The sequence below is a fragment of the Allosphingosinicella sp. genome (genome assembly GCF_046295735.1).
Taxonomy (GTDB): Bacteria; Pseudomonadota; Alphaproteobacteria; order Sphingomonadales; family Sphingomonadaceae; genus Allosphingosinicella.
Genome location: NZ_JBKBMQ010000008.1, coordinates 18418 through 39907, shown reverse-complemented (window position 1 = coordinate 39907; position 21490 = coordinate 18418). Strand labels below are relative to the sequence as shown.

At 71.3% G+C, this 21490-nt stretch carries 22 protein-coding genes; 14 read left to right on the top strand and 8 right to left on the bottom strand.

Going from position 1 to position 21490, the window contains the following annotated elements; translation table 11 throughout:
• The 3 genes from ACK4K7_RS08885 to ACK4K7_RS08875 all read right to left on the bottom strand — a co-directional run bounded on the left by ACK4K7_RS08885 (position 1) and on the right by ACK4K7_RS08875 (position 3354).
• Complete coding sequence (locus ACK4K7_RS08885) at positions 1-1149, bottom strand: aminotransferase (RefSeq protein ID WP_431865299.1); 1149 nt, start codon at positions 1147-1149, stop codon at positions 1-3.
• Between the two features lie 95 nt (positions 1150-1244).
• The gene (locus ACK4K7_RS08880; RefSeq protein WP_431865298.1) at positions 1245-2018 is read right to left on the bottom strand and encodes a hypothetical protein; all 774 of its coding nucleotides are present in this window, start codon (positions 2016-2018) and stop codon (positions 1245-1247) included.
• Positions 2019-2091: 73 nt separating this feature from the next.
• Entirely contained in the window at positions 2092-3354 is a 1263-nt protein-coding gene (locus tag ACK4K7_RS08875; RefSeq protein ID WP_431865296.1) for a S8 family serine peptidase, read from the bottom strand.
• A 109-nt stretch (positions 3355-3463) separates the two neighbouring features.
• Here ACK4K7_RS08875 and ACK4K7_RS08870 point away from each other — a divergent pair, with 109 nt between their 5' ends.
• Genes ACK4K7_RS08870 through ACK4K7_RS08860 form a run of 3 tightly spaced genes read left to right on the top strand, consistent with a single transcriptional unit; the run spans position 3464 to position 5477 of the window.
• Entirely contained in the window at positions 3464-3952 is a 489-nt protein-coding gene (locus ACK4K7_RS08870; protein ID WP_431865294.1) for an RNA polymerase sigma factor, read from the top strand.
• Positions 3949-4665 (top strand): zf-HC2 domain-containing protein, encoded by a 717-nt coding sequence (locus ACK4K7_RS08865; protein WP_431865293.1) that lies wholly within the window; start codon positions 3949-3951, stop codon positions 4663-4665. Before ACK4K7_RS08870 ends, ACK4K7_RS08865 begins: the two co-directional genes overlap by 4 nt.
• Before the next feature lie 44 nt (positions 4666-4709).
• Positions 4710-5477 carry a transporter gene (locus tag ACK4K7_RS08860; protein WP_431865292.1) on the top strand — a complete coding sequence of 256 codons (768 nt, stop codon included), beginning with the start codon at positions 4710-4712 and terminating at the stop codon, positions 5475-5477.
• Positions 5478-5538: 61 nt separating this feature from the next.
• On the opposite strand, the gene ACK4K7_RS08855 is transcribed toward ACK4K7_RS08860, so the two are convergent.
• A complete protein-coding gene (locus ACK4K7_RS08855; protein WP_431865291.1) occupies positions 5539-6675 on the bottom strand; it encodes a cell wall hydrolase in 1137 nt (378 codons plus the stop codon).
• A 167-nt stretch (positions 6676-6842) separates the two neighbouring features.
• On the opposite strand from ACK4K7_RS08855, the gene ACK4K7_RS08850 reads away from it, so the two are divergent.
• Entirely contained in the window at positions 6843-7739 is an 897-nt protein-coding gene (locus tag ACK4K7_RS08850) for an iron-containing redox enzyme family protein (RefSeq protein WP_431865289.1), read from the top strand.
• An 11-nt stretch (positions 7740-7750) separates the two neighbouring features.
• Here the strand turns inward: ACK4K7_RS08850 and ACK4K7_RS08845 are convergent, their stop codons facing one another.
• On the bottom strand, positions 7751-8596 hold the full coding sequence (locus ACK4K7_RS08845; protein ID WP_431865287.1) for an alpha/beta fold hydrolase: 846 nt from the start codon (positions 8594-8596) through the stop codon (positions 7751-7753).
• A gap of 50 nt (positions 8597-8646) precedes the next feature.
• On the opposite strand from ACK4K7_RS08845, the gene ACK4K7_RS08840 reads away from it, so the two are divergent.
• Positions 8647-9333 (top strand): hypothetical protein, encoded by a 687-nt coding sequence (locus ACK4K7_RS08840; RefSeq protein ID WP_431865286.1) that lies wholly within the window; start codon positions 8647-8649, stop codon positions 9331-9333.
• A gap of 84 nt (positions 9334-9417) precedes the next feature.
• A complete protein-coding gene (locus ACK4K7_RS08835) occupies positions 9418-11433 on the top strand; it encodes an ATP-binding protein (RefSeq protein ID WP_431865285.1) in 2016 nt (671 codons plus the stop codon).
• Positions 11434-11442: 9 nt separating this feature from the next.
• On the opposite strand, the gene ACK4K7_RS08830 is transcribed toward ACK4K7_RS08835, so the two are convergent.
• Both ACK4K7_RS08830 and ACK4K7_RS08825 read right to left on the bottom strand, forming a co-directional pair.
• On the bottom strand, positions 11443-12357 hold the full coding sequence (locus ACK4K7_RS08830) for a hypothetical protein (RefSeq protein ID WP_431865284.1): 915 nt from the start codon (positions 12355-12357) through the stop codon (positions 11443-11445).
• A gap of 15 nt (positions 12358-12372) precedes the next feature.
• Positions 12373-13347, bottom strand: coding sequence for a diacylglycerol/lipid kinase family protein (locus ACK4K7_RS08825; RefSeq protein WP_431865283.1), 975 nt, complete (start codon positions 13345-13347; stop codon positions 12373-12375).
• A 195-nt stretch (positions 13348-13542) separates the two neighbouring features.
• Between ACK4K7_RS08825 and ACK4K7_RS08820 the strand changes: the two genes are divergently transcribed.
• From ACK4K7_RS08820 to ACK4K7_RS08810, 3 genes are all read left to right on the top strand, one after another.
• Positions 13543-13935 (top strand): PilZ domain-containing protein, encoded by a 393-nt coding sequence (locus tag ACK4K7_RS08820; protein ID WP_431865281.1) that lies wholly within the window; start codon positions 13543-13545, stop codon positions 13933-13935.
• Between the two features lie 27 nt (positions 13936-13962).
• Positions 13963-14241 (top strand): hypothetical protein, encoded by a 279-nt coding sequence (locus ACK4K7_RS08815; protein WP_431865280.1) that lies wholly within the window; start codon positions 13963-13965, stop codon positions 14239-14241.
• An 89-nt stretch (positions 14242-14330) separates the two neighbouring features.
• Positions 14331-14561, top strand: a complete 231-nt coding sequence (locus ACK4K7_RS08810) for a DUF6894 family protein (RefSeq protein ID WP_431865279.1) — start codon at positions 14331-14333, stop codon at positions 14559-14561.
• A 42-nt stretch (positions 14562-14603) separates the two neighbouring features.
• Here the strand turns inward: ACK4K7_RS08810 and ACK4K7_RS08805 are convergent, their stop codons facing one another.
• Complete coding sequence (locus tag ACK4K7_RS08805) at positions 14604-15203, bottom strand: DUF4142 domain-containing protein (RefSeq protein ID WP_431865277.1); 600 nt, start codon at positions 15201-15203, stop codon at positions 14604-14606.
• A gap of 149 nt (positions 15204-15352) precedes the next feature.
• Here ACK4K7_RS08805 and lptF point away from each other — a divergent pair, with 149 nt between their 5' ends.
• Genes lptF through ACK4K7_RS08780 form a run of 5 tightly spaced genes read left to right on the top strand, consistent with a single transcriptional unit; the run spans position 15353 to position 21449 of the window.
• The gene (gene lptF / locus ACK4K7_RS08800; protein WP_431865275.1) at positions 15353-16570 is read left to right on the top strand and encodes an LPS export ABC transporter permease LptF; all 1218 of its coding nucleotides are present in this window, start codon (positions 15353-15355) and stop codon (positions 16568-16570) included.
• Entirely contained in the window at positions 16570-17664 is a 1095-nt protein-coding gene (gene lptG, locus ACK4K7_RS08795) for an LPS export ABC transporter permease LptG (RefSeq protein ID WP_431865524.1), read from the top strand. Before lptF ends, lptG begins: the two co-directional genes overlap by 1 nt.
• Positions 17665-19173, top strand: a complete 1509-nt coding sequence (locus ACK4K7_RS08790; RefSeq protein ID WP_431865273.1) for a lipopolysaccharide biosynthesis protein — start codon at positions 17665-17667, stop codon at positions 19171-19173.
• A 39-nt stretch (positions 19174-19212) separates the two neighbouring features.
• Positions 19213-20634 carry an MmgE/PrpD family protein gene (locus ACK4K7_RS08785; RefSeq protein WP_431865271.1) on the top strand — a complete coding sequence of 474 codons (1422 nt, stop codon included), beginning with the start codon at positions 19213-19215 and terminating at the stop codon, positions 20632-20634.
• Entirely contained in the window at positions 20631-21449 is an 819-nt protein-coding gene (locus tag ACK4K7_RS08780; protein WP_431865270.1) for an NTP transferase domain-containing protein, read from the top strand. The genes ACK4K7_RS08785 and ACK4K7_RS08780 overlap by 4 nt, the downstream gene beginning before the upstream one ends.
• Positions 21450-21490 lie beyond the last annotated feature (41 nt).

Genomic DNA, 21490 nt, shown 5'->3' with positions numbered 1-21490 from the left:
TCAGAGCCTCCGCGCCCGCGCCAGCCCTTCGATGCCGCGCGCGAGCACCTCTTCGCCTTTGGCGAAGCACAGCCGCACGACGCTGGTCACCGGCGCCTCGGCGTAGAAAGCGGACAGCGGGATGGCGGCGACGCCGGTCTCCCGCACCGCTTGCTCGCAGAACGCCGTGTCGCCCGACGCGACGCCGGAGTGTTCGAGATCGACGTTGAGGAAATAGGTGCCCTCGGCCGGCAGCACCGCGAAGCCTTCCGCGCCGAGCCCCGCCGCCAGACGGTCGCGCGCCGCCGCGAAGCCCGCCCGCATGCCGGCATAATAGTCCGCGCCCTTGGCGAGCCCCTGCGCCACCGCCGCCTGCAGATTGGGCGCGGTCGAGAAGGTCAGGAACTGGTGCGCCTTCGAGAAAGCGTCGGCGAGCGGCGGCGGGGCGACCGCCCAGCCGACCTTCCACCCGGTGAGCGAGAAGATCTTGCCGGCCGAACCGATCTTCACCGTCCGTTCGGCCATGCCCGGCATCGCGGCCAGCGAATGGAAGACGCGCCCGTCGAACACGAGATGTTCCCACACCTCGTCCGAAATCGCCAGCGCGTCGCGGGCGACGCAGTGGCGGGCGAGCAATTCCAGCTCCTCCCGACCGAACAGGCGCGCCGTGGGATTGTGGGGATTGTTGAAGATGACGAGACGCGTGCGTTCGCCGAACGCCTCGGCGAGCGCGTCCTCCTCGATCCGCCAGTCGGGCGGGGTCAGGCGGACCAGCTTCGGCACGCCGCCGGCGCGCAGCACCATCGGCAGATAGGCGTCGTAGAGCGGCTGGAACAGCACCACCTCGTCGCCCGGCTTCACCAGCGCCAGGATCGCGGCGGCGAGCGCCTCGGTGGCGCCGGAAGTGACGACGACCTGGTCCGGCGCGACCTCCAGCCCCTGGTGCGCCCGATAATGGTCCGCCACCGCCTCGCGCAGCGCCGGAAGGCCGCGCATCGGCGCATATTGGTTGGACTGGGTCCGCAGCGCCTCGGCGGCCGCCGCGACGACATCGTCCGGCCAGCCGAAATCGGGGAAGCCCTGGCCGAGATTGACGGCGCCATGTTCGCGGGCGAGCCCGGAGAAATGTTCGAACACGGTGGTCGGAAGGCCGGCGAAGATCGGATTCATGGCGCCCGGTCCTACCAGCAACCGCTCCCGGGCGCGAGGATGCGAGCGGGCACTTCGGCGCCCGCTCGCATCCTTTCAGGCTGTCGGCTCCGGCCTCAGTCCTGGCGGCGCGCCTCGCGGCGCACGTCCGCCCGGCCCATCGCGGACACGAGGGCGTCCCCCGACACGCTGAAATTGTCGGCCGGCAGCTCGGCGGTGCGGTTGCCGACCTCCACCAGCACGCTGTCCACCGCACCGTTCGCGCGGGCGCGGACATCCTGGACGGTGCCGATCGCGCGGCCCGACGTGTCGCGGACGATCATGCCCGGCGCCACCGACAGCGCGCCGGCCGCGTTTGCCGCGGCCGATCCGGCGGCGGCGAGATTGCCGAGGCCGAGGCCGAGCTGGCCCTGACCGGAAGCGGAGCCGGAGCCCTGCGCCGCGCCCGAGCCGGCGAGATTGCCCGCGCCGCGCGCCGTCCCGGCGACTCCGCCGACCGTCTGGCCGATGAAGTCGGTGCCGACGCCCTGCGCTCCGACATTGGCGCCGGCCGAGCCGCGCGCGCCCGCGCTGCCCGACGCGCGGTTGGAGCCGAGCGCGCCGTCCACGGCGCCGCCAAGACCGCCATCGGCATCGGCGCCGACGTCGGCGCGGCCGGAGCGGCGATCGACCCGCGCCTGGCCGGAACCGCGCACCGTCCCGTCGACGGTCTTGCCGAGCCCGCCGCCGGTGCCGGCGCCCTGCCCGCCGAGTGTGCCGCCGAGCGTGCCCTGCACGGCGCCGCCCAGCGAGCCGCCGAGGCCGCCGCCGCTGCCACCGAGCAGCTGGGCCGAAGCCGGCACGGCCGCGAGGGCGAGGGCGGCGGTCGCGATCGTCAGATTGAACTTCATGGCTCTGTCTCCTTTGCCTTGATCCTTCGAAGGGCAAACGAGACGGACTCCGGCTTTAATCCCGGGCGTGCGATTATTTTCCGGGAACGGGCGTGCGGCACGGGCCGCAGACCAGACCGCGGCCGAAGGCGCGGTTGTTGCGGGCCGCCGCTTCGGCGTCGAGCGCCGCGATCGGCGCGCCGCGCCCGCCGATATGGGCGGCGAGCCGTCCGGCGACCAGCGGCACCGCATAAGAGGTGCCGCGCACGGCCACCACGCCGCGCCCGCCGGCGGCGGCCATGTCGGCGCCGGGCGCGGCGTAATCCAGCCGGCGCGCGCGCCCCGCCTCGATCAGCACGCGGCCGCGCCCGTCGACGCCCGTCACGGCGATCACATTGTCGTAGGAAGCGGGATAGGCCGGAGGCGCGGCCGGGCCGTCATTGCCGACCGCCGCGACGATATAGAGGCCCTTCGCCTGCGCCGCCCCGACCGCGCGGCGGACCAGCGGATTGGGAGGACCGACGAGGCTCATCGCCACCACCCGTGCGCGCTGCTCCACCATCCAGCCGAGCGCGCGGGCGACGGAGGTCGCGCTGCCGCCCGCCGGATCGGTGCCGTAGACATCGGCGACGAGCAGCGGCGCGCCGGGCAGCGCGCCGCGCACCATGCCGCTCCCTGCCACCAGCGACGCCACCGCCGTCCCATGCGCGCTGGGCCGGGGGGCGCCGGCCGCGAAGCCGCGCTGCTGCACCGGGCCGGCGAGCGCGGGATGGGCCGCGGCGCCGCCGTCGATGATCCCGACACGCACCGCCCCCGCCGCCCCGCCACCGGATTGCGCCAGGGCGGCGGCGCTCATCGCCGGGAGTACGGCCGCGCCGCTCTGCATGTGGACGTGATTGGCGGTGAGCTCCGTCCCCGGCAGCAGCCGCGCCAATTGGCGCAGCGCGCGGGCGAGAGCGAGGCCGGGCGGCGCTTCCAGCACCACCGTTCTGAGCTCCAGCCCCTCGATCCGCTCGTCGGAGAGAATGCGGAAGCCCGCCGCCGCGGCCGCCGCCAGCCCCGCCGGATCCGGGTCCACCGCCACGATCTCGCCGCGCACGGCCGGGCCGAGCTCCGTCATCTCCAGCCGTTCGGGGTTCGCGCGGACCAGCTCGCGCAGGCGGAGGTCGCGCGCCTGGAGCAGCTCGCGCGCGCTCATCCGCACGCCGTCGGCAAGGCCGAGCGCGCGGTCACCCGCGCGGCCCACCTCCGCCGCGATCCCGCCGACGTCCGGCACCTGCGGCAGCCTCGGCAGGAGCTGCGCGCCCGCGCCGCCCGCCGCCAGCACCGCCAGCGCCGCCGCCAGGGCCGTCTTCATTCGTCGATCGAGCCGCATCGCGCCGCCTTTGCCATATTTTTCCTTGCTTCAGGATGAAACGGATGGCCCGGTACGTTTCCTCCACGAACAGGCATTGGAGACCCGCCTCTTGCAGGCTTTCGAGCGCGAGCTGCTGACGCTGCTGCCCCGGCTGCGCCGGTTTGCGCGCTCGCTTGCCCGCGATGCGGCCGATGCCGACGATTTGACGCAGGTCGCCCTGGAACGCGCCTTGAAGGCGCGGGACCAGTGGCAGCCGGGAACGAGACTGGATGCGTGGATGATGCGGATCATGCGCAATTGCTGGATCGACGAGGTGCGCAGCCGCACTCGCCGCGCGCAGACCTTCGCGCCGGAGGAAGCGGGCCTGTCGGTCGGCGTCGCGGCGAACGAGGATATCGAGCGCGCCGCCGAGATGCACGACGTCGACAAGGCGATGAACCGCCTCCCCGCCGAGCAGCGGGAAGTGATCGCGCTCGTCCTCGTCGAAGGGCTCGCCTACAAGGAGGCGGCGGACATTCTGGACATACCGATGGGCACCCTCACCTCGCGCCTGACGCGCGGCCGGCAGGCGCTTGCCCGAATGCTGGAGGCGGCATGATGGCGGCGGTGACGGACGAGATGCTGATGGCCTATGTGGACGGGGAGCTCGACGCCCCCGCCCGGCGCGAGGTCGAGGAGGCGATCGCCGCCGATCCGGCGCTCGCGGCCCGCGCGGAGGCGGAACGGCGGCTGCGCGCGCGCATCGCCGGCCATTATGCCCCGATCGCCGACGAAGCGGTGCCGGAACGGTTCCGGACCCTGCTGGGTGTCGCGGAGCCGGGCGCCGAGATCGTCGATTTCGCCGCGGCGCGGGAGCGGCGCCGGCCCTGGCTTTACGCTCGCAACTTCGCGGCGATCGCGGCGACCTTCGTGGTCGGCATGCTGGCGACGCAGCTCGTTCCGGGCGGCAGCGGGCCGATCGCCGTGGAGGACGGGGGGATGGTGGCGCAGGGGCCGCTCGCGCGCGCGCTCGACACCCAGCTCGCCTCGGCGCAGCCGGTGGACGCCGCCACCCGGATCGGCGTCACCTTTTCCGCCGAGGACGGGCGGATCTGCCGTAGCTTCGACACCGACGCCCTTGCCGGCCTCGCCTGCCGCGATCAGGGCGCCTGGCGGGTCGTGATGACCGCCGCGGCGCCGCGCGCCGGCGGCGAATATCGGCAGGCGGGAAGCGGCGCTGCGCTCGTCCTCCAGGCCGCGCAGGACATGATGGCGGACGCCCCGCTGGATGCCGACGCGGAGCGGCGGGCGCGCGACGCCGGCTGGGATTAAACCGCCCCGCCCCCTCGTTCCTCTTCCGACCAGAGGAGGAACGCATGAAATATCTGTCGCTGATCCCGTTCGTGCTCGCCGCCGCGCCGGCGCTCGCCGCCCCGCGCGCCGAGCTGTCGACCGGCGTCGAGCATCAACAGGGCGAATTCGGCACCGGCCAGCGCATCGAGACGCTGACCGTCAACAATGCCGTCCGGATCGACGGCGATCGGCTGAGCCTCTCGGCGCAGCTGCCGTGGCACCGCCAGGAAGCGCCGGGCAATGTCGTGGGCGGCGGCGGCGGGCTGCTCGGCCTCCCCATCGTGATCGATCCGACCCGTCCGCCGACCCGCGAGGTGCGGGAAGGGGTCGGCGATCTCCGGATCGGCGCCGGCTACCGCCTCCCGGTGCCCGGCGGCATCGAACTCGGCCTCGCGGGCGAGGCGAAGCTGCCGACCGCCGCCCGCGGGCTCGGCACCGGCGCGGCCGATCTCAGCGTCTCGGCCGAAGCGTCGAAGCGCATCGGCGACGTCACGCCCTTCGTGGCGGTCGGCTATGCCATGCCGGGCGATCCCGAAGGCTATGATCTGCGCAACGCCCTGTTCGCGCGCGGCGGCGTCGCCGCGCAGCTCGCGCCGCGGGTGCGGGCGCAGCTGGCCTATGGCTATGCGCAGAGCGTCAGCCCCCTCGTTCCCGACGAACAGAAGCTCTCGGGCGGCCTCAACGCCGGGCTCGGCGACCGGCTGAGCCTCGGCCTCTACGGCAGCGCGGGCCTGTCGGCGGGCGCGGCGGACATGGGCGCCGGGCTACGGCTCGGCTGGCGCATCTTCTGAACGGGTGCAACGACTCACTCCCCCCCCTGCACCCCGGGAGGGGAACTGGGGCGCGCGCCTGCTAGCGGCCGCCCGCTTGTGCCGCTGCTTCGTTATGTTCGGCGCGGCGGCCGAGGGGAGGCTCCGTCGTGGCCGTGCCCTCGCCCGTCAGCATCCAGCGCTGGCTGGCGGTCAGGCGGTCCGCGCCGCCGGCGGCGCGTTCGGTGATGATTGCGGTCGCGGTTTCGCGGCGCAGCGGCTCGTAGCGGCGCACGATCGGCCGCTGTGCGATGTCGACCGCGCCGGCCGCCGCGCCCGGCTGCTGCGGCAACGCCGCCTGCGCCTGGGCGGCAGCGGTGGCCGCGGCGGCGTCCTTCGCCTCGGCCTCGGCCAGGGCTTGTTCGGCGGGAGCGGCGGTGAGGCCGCGCATCTTGGCGGGCGCGGGTTCGGCGCCGGCATGGCGGCCGGTGAAGGCCGGCGGACGGCCCCAGCCGCCTTCCCAGCGGTAGAAGATGTGGGTGCCGACATTGGCGGCCTTGACCAGGTTCGCCGCCCAGTAAGGCACGACCCAGTTGGTGTGGTAATGGGTGGACCAGCCGACCGGGGCATAGACCTTGCCCGCCAGCGCCTCCTCGGCGATCCGCTTCGCCTGCGCCCAGAGGTCGGCATGCGGCGTGCGGGCGAGCGCGCCGTCGCAGGTGAAGGTGAACTGGCAGCCGGTCCGGCGCTCCGCCCCTTCGAACACGACGCCGCACACGGTGGAGGGATAGGCTGGGTGGCGCACCCGGTTGAGCACGACCTGCGCCACCGCGCGCTGGCCGTCGGCGCCCTCGATCGCCGCTTCGTAATAGACGGCGGCGGTCAGGCATTCGACGGCGCGCAGCCGGTCCGCCTCGCTGGCGGCGGCGAGCACAAAGGGACGCGCGGCGGGATTGGGCGTGTCGGACAGCGGGATGGACGCGTTCCACGCCACCGCATCCTCGGGAGTCACTTCCTTGAAGGCGAGCGGCTCCGGCGCCGGCGGGGCCGCGGCTTCGCCCGGGCGGAAGGCGGGCACGGCGGCGCTCGCCGCCACGCCGCGCACCTGCGGCCCGCTTTTGTCGATCGCCACGCTGATCCCCGCGAGCATATAGAGGCCGGCGACGGTGGCGAGCACCAGCCAGCTCCAGATATGCTGCCGCACAAATGTCGGCAGGCGCAGGACAGGGAGTTTGACCACCGCTCTCGTTCAAACAGGTTGCAGGAAGTGGTGCTTCATATAGCTAATACAGTGTGAATGCAAGCTGAAGGAGGAACTGCCCGCCGCTCACGGCGGGCGCCCTGCCCCGGAACATCGCCTCCGCTGATCGGTTGAGAGGCACGCTTCCTTCTTCAGCACGAGTTCCCATGGCCACCCGTCTGCGCCCCGATCAGCCCTCCCACGTCCCCACCTTCCTTTCCGACGACTTCCAGCGCAGCCTGGCGCGCTGGAACCATGAGCGGCTGGCCCCGGGCTTCCCAACTCCCGACTGGCGCAAGCAGCTGGAGCGGGACACGGCCATGCTCCGCCTGGAAGGCGCGTTCCTGGAGGAGCTGCGCGCCGGCATCGCCGCGCGCGCCGCCGAGGCGCCGACCGACCCCGACGGCTTCATCGCCTGGTTCGAAGCGCTGCAGGAGGACGGCCCCGGCCAGGGCGACCCGCTCTTCCCCTGGATCGCCGAAAAGGCCGACCTCTCACAGATGCGCTGGTTCCTGGAACAGGAAGCGGCGGGCGAAGCGGGCTTCGACGATCTCGTCGCGATGACCCAGGTGAAGCTGCCGGTGCGGGCCAAGCTGGAGCTGGCGCGCAATTACTGGGACGAGATGGGCCGCGGCAATCCCAAGGGCATGCACGGGCCGATGCTCGACGTCCTGATCGACACGCTGGAGATCGCCCCGGACATCGACGAAACGGTGATGGAAAGCCTGGCGCTCGCCAATGCGATGACGGCGATGGCAACCTCGCGCCGCTATGCCTGGCATTCGGTGGGCGCGCTCGGCGCGATCGAACTCACCGCCCCCGGCCGATCCGCCGCCACCGCGAAGGGCCTCGAGCGGCTGGGCTTTAGCCACAAGGAGCGGCGCTACTTCACCCTCCACTCCGTGCTCGACGTCAAGCATAGCGAGGACTGGAACCGGGAGGCGCTGCGCCCGCTGGTGACGGAGGATCCGGCGCGTGCCACGGCGATCGCCGAAGGCGCGCTCATAAGGCTGGAATGCGGCGCCCGCTGCTTCGCGCGCTACCGCCGCGAACTCTGGGACTGACGCGAACGCCGTCAGCCGGCGAGCGCCCCCATCTCCTCGATCGCGGCGACCATTTCATCGGCGGCGCAGAGATGGGCCATGTGGCCGATCCCGGGCAGCTCCGTCAGCCGGGCGTTCGGGATGAGCCTGGCCAGCGGCCGCGCGTGAACGGCCGGATTGACGACGCGGTCCGACGTTCCGGTGAGGATGTGGGTCGGTGCCTCGATTCGGTCGTGCCGGATCAGCGCTTCAGGCGAGAAGGGCATGATCGCGGCCGTGTCCTCTCCCTCCGCCACCATCGCCCCGGTCGCGAGCACCTCGTCATAGGCATAGCCCGCCTTCCATTCGGGCGGCGGCGATTGCGGCGAGAACATCAGCATGTGGACACCTTCCAGCAGCGGCCGGTCGAAGGTCGCCTCGGCGAGCCGCGAGAAGGCCGGACCGGCAACCGGTAGGGCGCGCGGGGCGATCAGCAGATGTTCGAGCGGCCGCGGCTCGGGAAAGGCGAGCGGCGCGATCAGCACCAGCCCCGCCACCCGTTCCGGATGCCGCTCCGCCAGCGACAGCGCCACCGTGCCGCCGAAGCTGTGGCCGACGATCAGCGTCCGGCCGATGCCGAGCGCGTCCATCCCCTCGACGATCTGATTCGCCTGGTCGTGCGGGCTGCCCTCGAAACGCCGGCGCACGCTCTTGCCGTGGCCTGGGCGGTCCACCGCCGTCACCCGGTGGTGGCGCGCGAGGCGGTCGAACGGCCCCGCCAGCCAGTCGCGGTGCGTGGTGACCGCGCCGTGGATGAGGAGCAGGTCGGGGCCCCGGCCCGCTGTGACGGCGTGAAGGCTGCGCCCGTGCGGCAGCGCGATGGTCCTGGTTTCCGGCATGCCCCATCAACAGATGCCGGCCCGATTGGCTCCGCGCGATCTTTTGGGGCATGAGCCGGCGCATGAGCGACACGCGTCACGATCCCGCCCGCCGCGCCCACATCATCGTCCTCGCCATCCTTCAGTCGGTGATGGCGGTCGAGCTCTTCCTGCTGCTGCTGCGCGGCCGCTGGCTGCACGCTTTCCTGGTCGCGGCGATCATGACGGCGATCCTGATCCCGGTCCTCTTTCCCCGCCGCCTGCCGGTCCGCATCCCGAGCGAGATTCAGCTGCTCGCCATCCTGTTCATCTTCGCGACGCTCTTCCTGGGCGAGGTGCACGATTATTACGAGCGCTTCTGGTGGTGGGACCTGGTGCTGCACGGCACGGCGGGGCTGCTGCTCGGTCTCCTCGGCTTCCTCATCGTCTACATGCTGAACGAGAACGAGCATGTCGATCTGCACATGCGGCCCGCCTTCCTCGCCCTGTTCGCCTTCTTCTTCGCGGTGGGGATCGGCGCGCTGTGGGAAATCTTCGAATTCGCGATGGACCAGATGTTCGGCACCAACATGCAAAAGCCGATGCTGGGCGATCCGTCCGGCCTCACCGACACGATGTGGGACCTCATCGTCGACACGATCGGCGCGGCGGTCGTCAGCCTGGCGGGCTGGCGTTATCTGCGCCGCCGCCGCCGTGCCTATGTCGACGATTGGGCGCGGCGCTTCATCGAGCGCAACCCGCAGCTGTTCGGACGCTGAGCGGCCCCGCCACAAGGACGGGGCGAATCCCGCCTCGCCCGCGCCGCCTTCCCATGGCGCGCGCCTTGATCTAGTTTCCGCGCCATGTCGGACGAAAGGATGGACGTCACGGGCGGCGGAGGCGGCGCGGTGTCGTGGCGGCGGGGCTGGGCGAGCGTGGGCGCGCTGCTGGCGACGATCCTGCTCGTCGGCCTGATCGTGATGGTGACGATCACCAACCGCGCGCGCGACCAGGCCATGGCCTATGAGCGGCACACCCAGGACCTCATCCTCCTCACCCGCACCGTCGACGCCACCATCGCCCGTTCCGAAGCGGCGCTCGGCCGCTATGTGCTGGACGAGGAGCAGACGACCGGCACCATCTATTACAACGAATGGCGGCTCGCCGGGCGGCAGATCGGCCAGCTGCAGCGCATGGTGCGCGGCGACGCCGACCAGTCCGGCCGCGTCGCGGAGCTGCGCGGCCTCTACGACGAGCGCGGGCAGGAGCTTGCCGCCGCGGCAACGGCCGCCTCGCGCCGCCAGGGCAGCGGCGGCATTGCCCTGTTCTACCAGGCGGGACAGTCGCCCACGCTCCCGGCCCTGCGCTCCCAGCTTGAGGAGATCGCCGCCGCGGAACGGACGCGGCTGGCCGACCGCACGGCCGAGACGCGCATCTTCGCGCAGCAGGCGGACCGGCTGACCGAATGGCTCGGCTGGCTGGGCGTGCTGGTCGGGGTGGGCGCGATCCTGCTGGGGATTGCCGCCTATCGCGCCCTGACCGAAGGACAGCGGGCCCGCGCCGAGGCGGAGACCGAATCCTACCGCGCCTCGGCGCTGGAGGAAGCGGTGCGGGAGCGGACCCGGGAGCTTCGCGAGGCGAACGATCGGCTGATGGCGGAAGCCGGCGAGCGCGCCGCCGCCGAGGAGAAATTGCGCCAGGTCCAGAAGATGGAGGCGGTCGGCCAGCTGACCGGCGGCATCGCGCACGATTTCAACAACATGCTCGCGGTCGTCGTCGGCGGCCTCGACCTTGCCCGGCGGCGCCTGCGCGGCTCGTCGCCCGATGTGGAGGCGCAGCTCGACAATGCCATGGAGGGCGCGAACCGCGCCGCCGCGCTGACCCGCCGCCTGCTCGCCTTCGCCCGCGCCGAGCCGCTGCTGCCCGAAGGCATCGCGCCGTCCGAGCTGGTGGACGGCATGCACGACCTCATCGACCGCACGATCGGCGAGCGCATCCAGGTCCGCACCCGCTTCGCCGAGCAGCCCTGGCACGTCTGGGCCGATGCCAACCAGCTCGAGAATGCGATCCTCAACCTGTGCGTCAACGCGCGGGACGCGATGGAGGGAAGCGGCGACCTCAGCATCACCGTCGACAATATCGCATTGTCCGACGGGGAGGTCGGCGAGCTTCCGGGCGGCGACTATGTCCGCATCGCCGTGGCCGACACCGGATCGGGCATTTCGCCCGAAAATCTGCAGCGGGTGTTCGAGCCCTTCTTCACCACCAAGCCGGTCGGGAAGGGCACCGGCCTCGGCCTCTCGCAGATCTTCGGCTTCGCCCGCCAATCGGGCGGCGACGTCGCGATCGATTCAGAAGTCGGCCGCGGCACCACCGTCTCCATCTACCTGCCCCGCTCCCGCCAGGCGGCCGAGCAGGTGGCGGAGCGCGAGGAGCATGCGGCCTCCCATTCGGCCGCGCCCGAGACCAGCCATGAAGGCGCCGTGATCCTGGTGGTGGAGGACGATCCCCGCGTCGCCCGCTCCACCGTCACCGCGCTGGAGGAGCTGGGCTATGTGCCGATCGCCTGCGCGAGCGGCCGCGAGGCGCTGGAGATCCTCGATCAGGACCGGCGCATCGAACTGGTCGTCACCGACGTGATGATGCCGGAAATGACCGGCCCCGAGCTGATCCGCACGATGGCCCGGCGCCACCCCGACCTCGGCGTGCTGTTCGTCACCGGCTATGTCGGCGAGGCGGGCGATGCCGACGATCTCAGCGGCTACGACATCCTGCGCAAGCCCTTCACGGTGAGCGCGCTCGCCGACGCCGTCGCCGCCGCGCTTTCGCACCGCGTCAGCGAACTGCCCGCCGCCTCCCGCGCGGCCGCCGGCCGCTGACCCCCGGCTTCACCTGATCGCGCGCTGCCGCAGCAGACGCGGCAGCAGGGTCAGGGCGCCCAGGATCGGCCAGCGCCGCTGCCAGTCGGCCAGCTCGATCGCGGTGCCGGCGTGCCGGTTGATCTTCCAGGCGAGATAATCGATCCCGCCGGCATAAGTGCCGCTCGCCTTGGCGAGGCGGAGGAGCGACAGCGCCTTGCCGGCCCGCCGGCGCCGCGCCCATAGCCGCTCCGCGCTCAGGCGCTCGGCGGCGCTCGCAGGACGCAGCGCTTCCGCTTTCTCCCCCAGTCCGGCGGCCACGAGCGCGGGTCCGGTGAAGCGCAGATAGCGGTCCGGATCGGCATCGACGACCGATCCCGCCCTTCCCTTCCGCTCGGCGCGCAGCTCCGCCGAATAGGTCAGCGCGAAGGCGGTGCGCCACAGATCGAGCGCCTCTCTGCCCCCGAACAGAGGCCGGGCGGCGGCGAGCAGGGTCGGCGCCGCGCGCGCCACCGCGCCCACCGCCGCCGCGGATGCCGCCTCGTCCGCCGCCCAGGCGAGCCGCGCCGGCTGCGCGAACCGCGCCCAGACGGAGACGGACAGCGTCTCCGGCCCGCACAGCCGGTGGAAATCCGCCTCGCTCAGCACGGCATATTTGGCGATCAGCCCGTCATGTTCGAACGGGAAGACATTGGGCGGGATCAGGCGGTTGGCGGGCGCCAGCCAGCTCTTGCCGAACGCGGCGCGGTAGTCGGAGACGATCAGGTAGAAATCGAGCATCAGCCCGTCGAGCGCGCGTTCGCGCAGGCACGATCCGTAGAACAGCACCGCCCGGGCGGCGGACCCGTAACGGCGCGCGATCGCCTCCGCCATGGCGGCGGCGCGCGGATCGATCGGTCCGGCAAGCTCGCCGGCGACCAGCTCGGTGAGCGCGGGCGCGGTCATCGCCTCGGCGGCGGCTCAGGCGGCCAGCTTCAGGAACGGGACCGGCGCGGTCGGCTTCAGCACGATCGGCCGGTCGGCCAGCGCCTCGAAGAGCTCCCCGTCCAGGATCACGTTGGAATGATCGCCTTCGATGCGGATTTCGTCGCCGCTTTCGAGATGCACGCCGCGCAGCGTGCCGCGCCCCAGCCGGCCGCGCACCGCGGCGGACAGCGCGGAGAGCAGAGCCCAGAGGTTCCGTTCGATCACGAGGAGCTGCATCACGCCCGCGCGGGTCCCCTCGCCGGGCATGTTGCCGCGGAACAGGAGCTTCTGGAGAGTCGTCACCATAAGGAAGGCGAAGCGGCCCTGCAGCTCGCCGCTCTTCAGCACCGACACCTTGAGCGGCTCCGGACGCGGCGGCAGGAAGGCGGGCGCCCGGCCGATCAGGATCGACACGAGCCCGAGCAGCAGCGCCACGCCGTGGGCGATCCCGTTCGGCAGCCAGGGATAGAGCTTGTGACGGCAATAGAGGATGGTGTCGGCGAGCCCCGCCCCGCCCAGGAACATGCCCAGCACCGGCCGCGCCGCCCCGTTCCCCTCGCTCAGCGAAATGAGTTCGCGCGAGACGATGTGGTCGCTCAGATCCTCGCTTCTCGCGAGCGTCAGCACCCGTTCCAGCGCCACCAGCGGATCGCCGAACGCGCCGAGATCATGGGCGATGAGATTGGTCTTGCCGTTCGGAAGCACGGCGATCGGCGGCGGGGCGCCTTCGAAATGGCCGCCATGGTAAAGCTCGGTGAGCGCCGCCTGCACCGTGCCGTCGCCGCCGTTGATGACGAGCACCCTCGGCTCCACGCGCGCGATCGTGGCGAGCGCCGTCCCGATCTGGTCGACGCTTTCCACTTCGTAGTGGAAGATGTCGCGATTGCGGGCGCAGAAGCTGCGGACGCGCGGCAGCAGCGACCGGTTGCCGGTCGACCGCGGATTGGACAGGAGTGCAACCCGCGCCATTATGCCGCCACCCTTAGACGCATCGACCATTCTCCCGCGGCCCCGCCCGCCGGGATACCGCCGAGGATCAAGGTGGCGCACCATCGCGGCCAAATCGTGGCGAAGGCCGGAAGATTGTGGCTTTGGGCGCATCTTTACCTTCCGCAAACCCCTGAAGCCTAAAAGCTTTGCCGGGACGGGGCGACAGGAGCGAATATGGGCCTCGGCGGCGAACTGAGCTTTCCGCAAAACTGCAACGAACGCGCCTCGCCGCGCGAGACGGTGGCGCTGCCGGGCAAGGTCCGTCCGCTCGGCGCGCCGGCCGCCCCCATCCGGATCGTCGACATCAGCGCCTCCGGCTGCCGCTTCACGGCCCCCGGCGCTATCGCCCGGCGCGACGAGATCTGGATCGAGATCGGCCATCTGGAGCCGGTCCGCGCGCTCGTCATCTGGGTGTCGGCGGGTCTGGCGGGCTGCCGCTTCTATCAGCCGCTGTCGCCCGGCGACCTGCGCCGCGCCAGCCAGCCCGGTGCCCCGCGCACCGCGTCGGCCGACGCGGTGGCGCCCGCCCGCGCCGGCCACCCGCTGCGCAAGCGGCTGGCGGAATAGCCTTTTTCGTGGCAGAGGCGTCCCGCCATGACCGAGGACGCCGATATCGCCGCGATCCATGCCGAGACGCTGGCCGTCCAGGCCGTGCTGATCGCCGTTCTCCGCCGCCTCGCCGCCGAGCGGGACGATCTCGGGCCGATCATCTGCGGCGCGCTCGACGATGCGGAACGGGTGATGGACGCGGTGACGCTGCGGCTCGGCGACAGCGTGCCGATCTCCAGCACGGTGGGCGTGCTGCGGGTGATCGAGCAATTGCGTAGCGCCATCATCGCCGACGAAAGCGCCTGCGCGCCTCAGGCGGATTGAGCGCTGGCGGCGGCGAATCGCGGCTGCGGCGGAGTGACAGCGGCCGCGCGCGCGGCTAATTGCCGGGTGAGGGAGGGGGACGTACAATTATGCCCGTTTACTATTTCAATCTCCGCGCCGAGGAGAGCGCCGAGATCGATCTCGTCGGCCGCCGCTGCCGCGACGCGCAGGTCGCCCGCTGGGAAGCCGCCGCCCGCGCCCGCCAGGTCGTTCGCGCCCGCCTCGCCCGCGAGGATGCGACGCTGAACGGCTGGATCGAGGTCGAGGACGAGGAGAATCGCCCCGTCCTGCGCGTCCCGCTCCGCGCCGCCGCCTGCTGAGCCGGTTCGGCCGAGGCGGGGAGCGGAACGGGAAGAGCGCGGTCAGCCGCGCTCGCCGGCGCGCCGACGCGGCGGCTCGGCCTGCGGCTGCGGCTGCATCGGCGCCGTCCGCATATGCGTGCCATGGGTCTGGAGCTGGCCGAGATGCATCTCGACCGCCGGCGCGGCCCGGGCGGCGAGCGCGCGGAGCGTCGGATTGTCGCCGGCGGACGCGTAGCCGCGGTGCAGGTTCAGCGCCTCCTGGTGCGCCGCCACCTGGGCGTCGTGGTACATCATGTCGAACTGGTTCGGACCGGCGGCGCGCAGGCGGTTGAGCATGTCGGCATGGTGCGGCGCCATCTGCATGGGCGGCGGCTCCAGCCCGGCCTGGCGCGCGGCCTCCATCATCTCGTTCGACATGCGGGTATGATCCGCGATCATCATCTGTGCGAAGGACCGGACGGCCTCGTTGCGCGACATCTGGAGGGCGAGGCGGCTCGATTCGATCTCGAACATGTCGCCGCTGCTCGCCATGCGCATATACATCCGGGCCGCTTCGCTCATCGCCATGGCGGCGGGACCGGCCATGCCGGAGTCGCGCGCGTTCGTGGCGCATCCGCCCAGCAGCATCGCTGCGCCGGCGGCTATCATCAAGCTTTTCATGGGAAATTCGCTCCTCGTGGCGGGTCGCCCCCGGCCCGATGATCCATACGGTTCCGCGGCTACTCTGTTCCCTCGCGGCGCCCCGTCCGCGAAGTAAAGCGCAGGGGCCGTCCTTGCCTTCCCTGCCCCTCCCTGCCACATCCCCGGCCATGGCGATGGGGAAGCAGATCGACCGCTATCTCGCGCGGCTCATCTTCGTGCCGCTCGTCGCGACGCTGACGCTCGCGGCGATGCTGCTGCTGCTCGACAAGATGCTTCGCCTGTTCGACTTCGTCGTGTCGGAAGGCGGGCCGGTCGGCGTCGTGTTCCGGATGCTGGCCAATCTCATCCCGGAATATCTCTCGCTCGGCATTCCGATCGGACTCTTGCTCGGCGTGCTGATGGCGTTCCGCAAGCTCGCCATCTCCTCCGAGCTCGACGCGTTGCGCAGCGTCGGCCTGTCCTACGGCCGCCTGCTGCGCGTGCCGTTTCTGTTCGCGATCGCCTTGATGGGGCTGAACCTCGCCATCGTCGGCTTCGTGCAGCCGGACGCGCGCTACGGCTACGAACGGCTGCGCTTCGAACTCCGCTCCGGCGCGCTCGGCGCCTCGATCCGGGTCGGAGAGTTCGCCAATCTGGGCGGCGGGATGACGCTGCGGGTGGAACGCAGCGAGAATGAAGGCCGCGAACTGCACGGCGTGTTCGTCCGCGCCGAAAGCCGCGACGGCCGCAGCCTCGCCGTCACCGCCGACAGCGGCACCTTCCTCGCGACCGACGATCCGGACACGATCATTTTCCGGCTGTCCGAAGGGCGGCTGGTCCACAACGCGCCCTCTTATCCCGCGCCGCGGGTGCTGAGCTTTGCCAGCCACGACCTTCCGATCGATCTTCCGGCGATCGAGGCGTTCCGCGGCCGCGGCGACGGGACGCGCGAGATGACGCTGCCGGAATTGTGGCGGACGAGCTTCGACCCGGCGGCGACTGAGGCGCTGCGGATCTCGTCCTGGGCAACCTTCCACTATCGCGCGGTCGAGATCGTGATGATGCTGTTCATGCCGCTGCTGGCCGTGGCGCTCGCCGTTCCCCCGAAGCGCAGCACGTCGGGGCTCGGCATCTTCCTGTCGATCGTGTTCGTCGTCACCTATCACAAGGTGAACCAATATGGGGAGCAGATGGCCGCGCTCGGCCGGGTGGACGCGGTGCTCGCATTGTGGGGTCCCTTCTTCCTGTTCGGCGGGCTGATCGTGTGGATGTACTACACCCTCGCCCACCGACCCGGCGGGCAGCCGATCGGCGCGCTCGAACGCGCCTTCTCCAAATCCGGCAAGGCGGTCGCGCGGCTGCTGCGGCTCGGGCCGAAGCGCAGGCGGATGCTGGCGCCGGCATGATCAACGTCCAGTTCTTCCCGTCGCGGCGGATCGCCTTCTACATGGCGCGCCTGTTCGTGATGCGCAGCCTCGCCGTGCTCGCCGCGCTCGTCGTCATCCTGATGACGCTCGATCTGCTCGGCGAATCGGGCGACATCCTGGCGGTCGAGGGCAACAGCCAGAGCGACCTTTGGCGCTACGTGGGTCTGCGCATCCCGCAGCTGATCGAGCGCTTCCTGCCTTTCTCGGTGCTGCTCGGCACGCTCATCACGCTGGCGACGCTCAACCAGAACAGCGAGATCGTGTCGATGAAGGCGGCCGGCATCTCCGCCCACCAGATCATCGCGCCGCTGATGGTCGCCAGCATCTTCATCGCGGCGTTCAGCTTCGTCTTCAACGAGCGGATCGTGACCCGCGCCACCGCCGCGCTCAACGCCTGGACGGCGGTCGAATATGGCGAGGTGCCGCCGGAGACCGGCATCCTCACCAACGTCTGGGTGCGGCACGAGGACGATCTCTTCTTCGCCCGTCAGGTGAGCGGCCGCGGGGCCGACACGCGCCTGTCGGGCGTTTCCGTCTACGACCGCAGCGGCGGCACGCTGGAGGCGGTCCTCACCGCGGATAGCGCCCGTCCAGAAGGCGGCGCCTGGCGCCTCGACCGGGTGACCCGCTTCGACGTCGCCTCGGCGGAGCGCAGCGAGGAGGCGAGCCTGCGCGTCGGCGAGGGCGTCGATCCGATCCAGTTCACGCTCGCCCGGGTCAATCCGGACGAGCAGGATTTCTGGATGCTGCGCGAATCCATCGCCGCGCTCAAGGTCGCGGGCCGGCCGACCGCCGGGCTCGAGGCCAATCTGTGGCACAAGATTTCGGGGCCGCTCTCCTCGCTGCTGATGCCGCTGCTCGCCGCCGTCGCCGCCTTCGGCCTCGCCCGCTCGGGGCAGCTGTTCGTGCGCGCCGTCATCGGCATGGGGCTGGGCTTCGCTTATTTCGTGGCCGACAATTTCGCGCTCGCGATGGGCAACTTCGGCGCCTATCCGCCGCTCCTCGCCGCCTGGGGGCCGTTCGCCTTGTTCCTGCTGATCGGCGAAGCGGTGCTGATCCGCACCGAGGAATAAGTGGTCCGGCCACCCGCCGTCACCCGGGGCGAAGTCGCGAAGGGCGCCGGCCTCGCCGGCCTCGCCCGCCTGGGCGCGGCGATCGAGCTGCTCGCACAGCCGCTCTACATCTGGCTGTTCGGCCTCGCCACCTACGGCATCTATGTGGTGCTGTGGGCGGCGGTGAACCTCGTCACCAACCTCATCGACCTGTCGATGAACTTCGCCCTGCAGCGGATCGTGCCCACCGCGGGCGACGAGGCCCGCGCGCACGGCGCGGTCAAGGCGGCGCTGCTCGTCACCGTCGGCCCGGCCATGCTGATCGCCTTGCTGGTCTCGCTGAACGCGGGGGCGGTCGCCGGCATCTTCTCGGCGGCGCCGGAGGACGAGGCGCGGCTCGGCACCGCCGTCGCCCTGTTCGTGTGGGCGCTGCCGCTCTGGACCTTCGTCGAAGTCGCGACCTCGGCGGCCCGCGCCCGACGCGCCTTCGGGCCGGAGATCCGGCTGCGCATCTTCTGGGAACAGGTGGCGCGGATTCTGTTCGCGCTCGGCTTCTTCGCACTGGGCCTGGGGAGCCTGGGGCTGATGCTCGCCCATCTCGCCTCGCTGGCGCTGACCGCCGCCCTGTGCGTGCCTCTGCTCGCCCGCTTCTACTACCTGCGCCTGCTGGTGACGGCGCCGGTCGGCGGCGCGCCGCTGCGCGACCTGATCGGCACGGGCGCCGCGCTGGTCCCCGCCAATCTGTCGCGGCGGATGCTGATCGACGCGCCGCCGGTGGTGCTGAACCTGCTCCTGCCGGGCGCGCAGGGCGCGGCGGCGGCGGGCCTGTTCGAAATCGCGCGCAAGCTGTCCACCCTGCCGAACATCGTCCGGCAGTCCTTCCAATATGTGCTGGCGCCGCTGGCGTCGGCCCAGGCACATGCCGACCGCGCCCAGATCGGCGCGATCTACAGCTTCTCCAGCCGCATCTCGACGGCACTGGTCGTCCCGCTCGCCGGCCTGCTCGCCTTCGCCGGGCGGGACGTGCTCAGCGTCTATCGGCCGGAAGCGATGGCGGCCCTGCCGCTCCTCTATGTGCTGGTCGCCGCCCGCGCGGTGGAGGCGGCGGCGGCACCCGCCTCGACCATCGTCGAGATGACCGGCCATCGCGGCCTGCCGCTGCTCAACAGCCTGATCGGCGCCGCCGTCTGGGCGCTGCTCGCCTTGTGGCTGGTGCCCGGCATGGGGACGCTCGGCATGGCGATCGCCGTCGCGGTCGCGACCGTCGCCATGCCCTGGGCGGCCGCGATCGAGCTCAAGGCCAGCGACGGCCTGTCGCCGTTCGACCGGCCGGTGCTGAAATGCCTGCTGATCGCGCTGCCGGGCGTCGGTTTGATGGGCCTCACCGAATATCTGACCGGCGGGCCGCTGCGCTTCGCCGTCGTCCATCTCATCTGGGGCGCCACCACCTGGCTGACGCTGCGCCATGGCCTGCCGCGCGAGGACCGCGAAGCGCTCGGCGCCTTCGCCCGCAAGCTGCGCCTGGTCTGAAGGCTTTCCAAGCCGGGCCCGTCCGCTTATTCGGCGCTGATGTCGGACAATCCCGTCATCGCTTTCGGCCGCTGGCTCGCCGAGACGCCCGCCGACTGGCCGGACGCCGCCTGGCAGGCCGCGCACCGCGCCTTCATCGACATCGTGGCCGTGTCGGTGCCCGGCGCCGCGGAACCGGTTACCCTGCGCATGTTCGACACGGTGGCCCGGTGGGGCGCCGGACCGTCGACGGCGATCGGCTTCGGCGCGAAGCTCGCCGCGCCCTGGGCCGCGCTCGTCAACGGCACGGCCGCCCATGCGCTCGACTTCGACGACAATTTCGATCCGGCCAAGGCGCACGCCACCGCCGTGCTCGCACCCGCCATCCTGGCGCTGGGGGAACAGGAAGGCGCGTCGGGCCGCGACTGTCTCGACGCCTATGTCGCGGGTCTCCAGATCCTCGGCCGGGTCGGCCAGGGGGTCAATCCGGTCCACCGAAACCGCGGCTGGCACGCGACCGCCACCGTCGGCGCGGTCGGCGCCGCCGCCGCCTGCGCCCGCCTGCTGCGCCTCGACGCCGAGCAGGCCGGCTTCGCCCTGTCGATCGGCACCAGCATGGCCGCCGGCTTCATGTCGCAGTTCGGAACGATGGTGAAGCCGATCCATGCCGGCCTCGCCGCCAAGGCGGGCGTGATGGCCGCGGCGATGGCGCGGGGCGGCATCAATGCCGGGCTGCACACGCTGGACGGCCGGACGGGCATGACCCGGCTGATGGTGGGGCCGGACTATGAACAGCTGCGCGACGGCCTGACCCATGTCGAGCATGGCCAGACCTTGCGCTTCGAAACGGAAGCGGTCGGCGATCCGCTGCTGATCCTGTCGAGCGGGCTGAAGGTGAAGCGCTTCCCCAATTGCGGCAGCGCGCACCGGGCGATGGACGGGCTGCTGGAGCTGAAGGACCGCCACGGCTTTACCGCCGAAGACGTCGCCGAAATCCATGTGCGGGCGCCGGTCAGCCACCTCAACAACCTGATGTACACCGACCCGCGGGATCCGCTTCAGGCCAAATTCTCGCTGGAATATGGCTTGGCGGTGGCCCTGATCCACGGCGGCTGCCGGCTCGGCGACTTCGAAGGCGACATGGCGATGCGGCCGGACGTGCGGGCGCTCTATCCCCGCATCCACCGCCACCCGGTCGACAAGGCCGAAGGTGAATTCCCGACCGAGGTGGAGGTGCGGCTCGCCGACGGCCGGCGCTTCGAGACCCGGGTGCGGATGCCGGTCGGCAGCCTCGCCGCCCCTTTCTCGATGGACGATTATTGGGCGAAGTTCGAGGGATGCGCCGCGGGCGCGATGCCCGGCGACGCGCGCGAACGGCTCCGCGCCGCGCTGGAGCGGCTGCCGGAGCTCGGCGATCTCTCGCCGCTGATGGCGCCGCTCGGCTTCACTTCCCCGGCCGCCGGGGCTAGGGATCGGGCATGAGCGACCGCCGCTACACCGCCCTCGTCCTCGCCGCCAGCCGCGGCAATCGCGACCCGCTCGCCCAGGCCGGCGGCGTCAGCCACAAGGCCTTCATCGACATCGCCGGCGAGCCGATGCTGCTGCGCGTGGTGCGCGCGGTCGCGGAAAGCGGCCGGGTCGGGCGCATCATCATCTCGATCGAGGCGGAGGCGGCCGACGAGGCGCGCCGCATCCTGTCCGTGCTGCCCGGCGCCGGCGACTTCACCTATGTCGCCTCCCGCGCCAATATCGGGACCAGCGTCAGCGCGGTCACCGAAGCCCATCCCGAGGCGCTGCCGCTGATGATCACCACCGGCGACAATGCGCTCCACACGCCGGAAATGGTCCGCCACTTCTGCGACTCGCTGGACCGGGTGAGCGAGGACGCCGCGCTGGGCCTCACCCCCGCCCGCTACATCCTCGAAAAATATCCGGGCGAGACGCGGGCCTTCCACCGCTTCCGCGACGGCGAGTTTTCGAGCTGCAACCTCTATGCCCTGCTCACGCCCAAGGCGATGGCCGCGCCGCGCGTGTTCAATTCGGGCGGGCAGTTCGGCAAGAAGCCCAAGCGGCTGATCGGCGCCTTCGGAATCGTCGCCTTCCTGCTCTACAAGAGCCGGCTGCTGAAGCTGCGCACCTTCCTCAAATTCCTCTCGCGGGCGATCGGCGTGCGCACCGCGCCCGTCCTCCTCCCCTTCGCCGAAGGGCCGATCGACGTCGACCGGATGCAGGATTGGGAGCTCGCCAATCGCATCGTCGCCGACCGCGAGGGCGCTTCCGGCCATTCGGCTGCCTGAAATCCGCCTCATTGCAAATTCATGACCGGCTCACATATGGA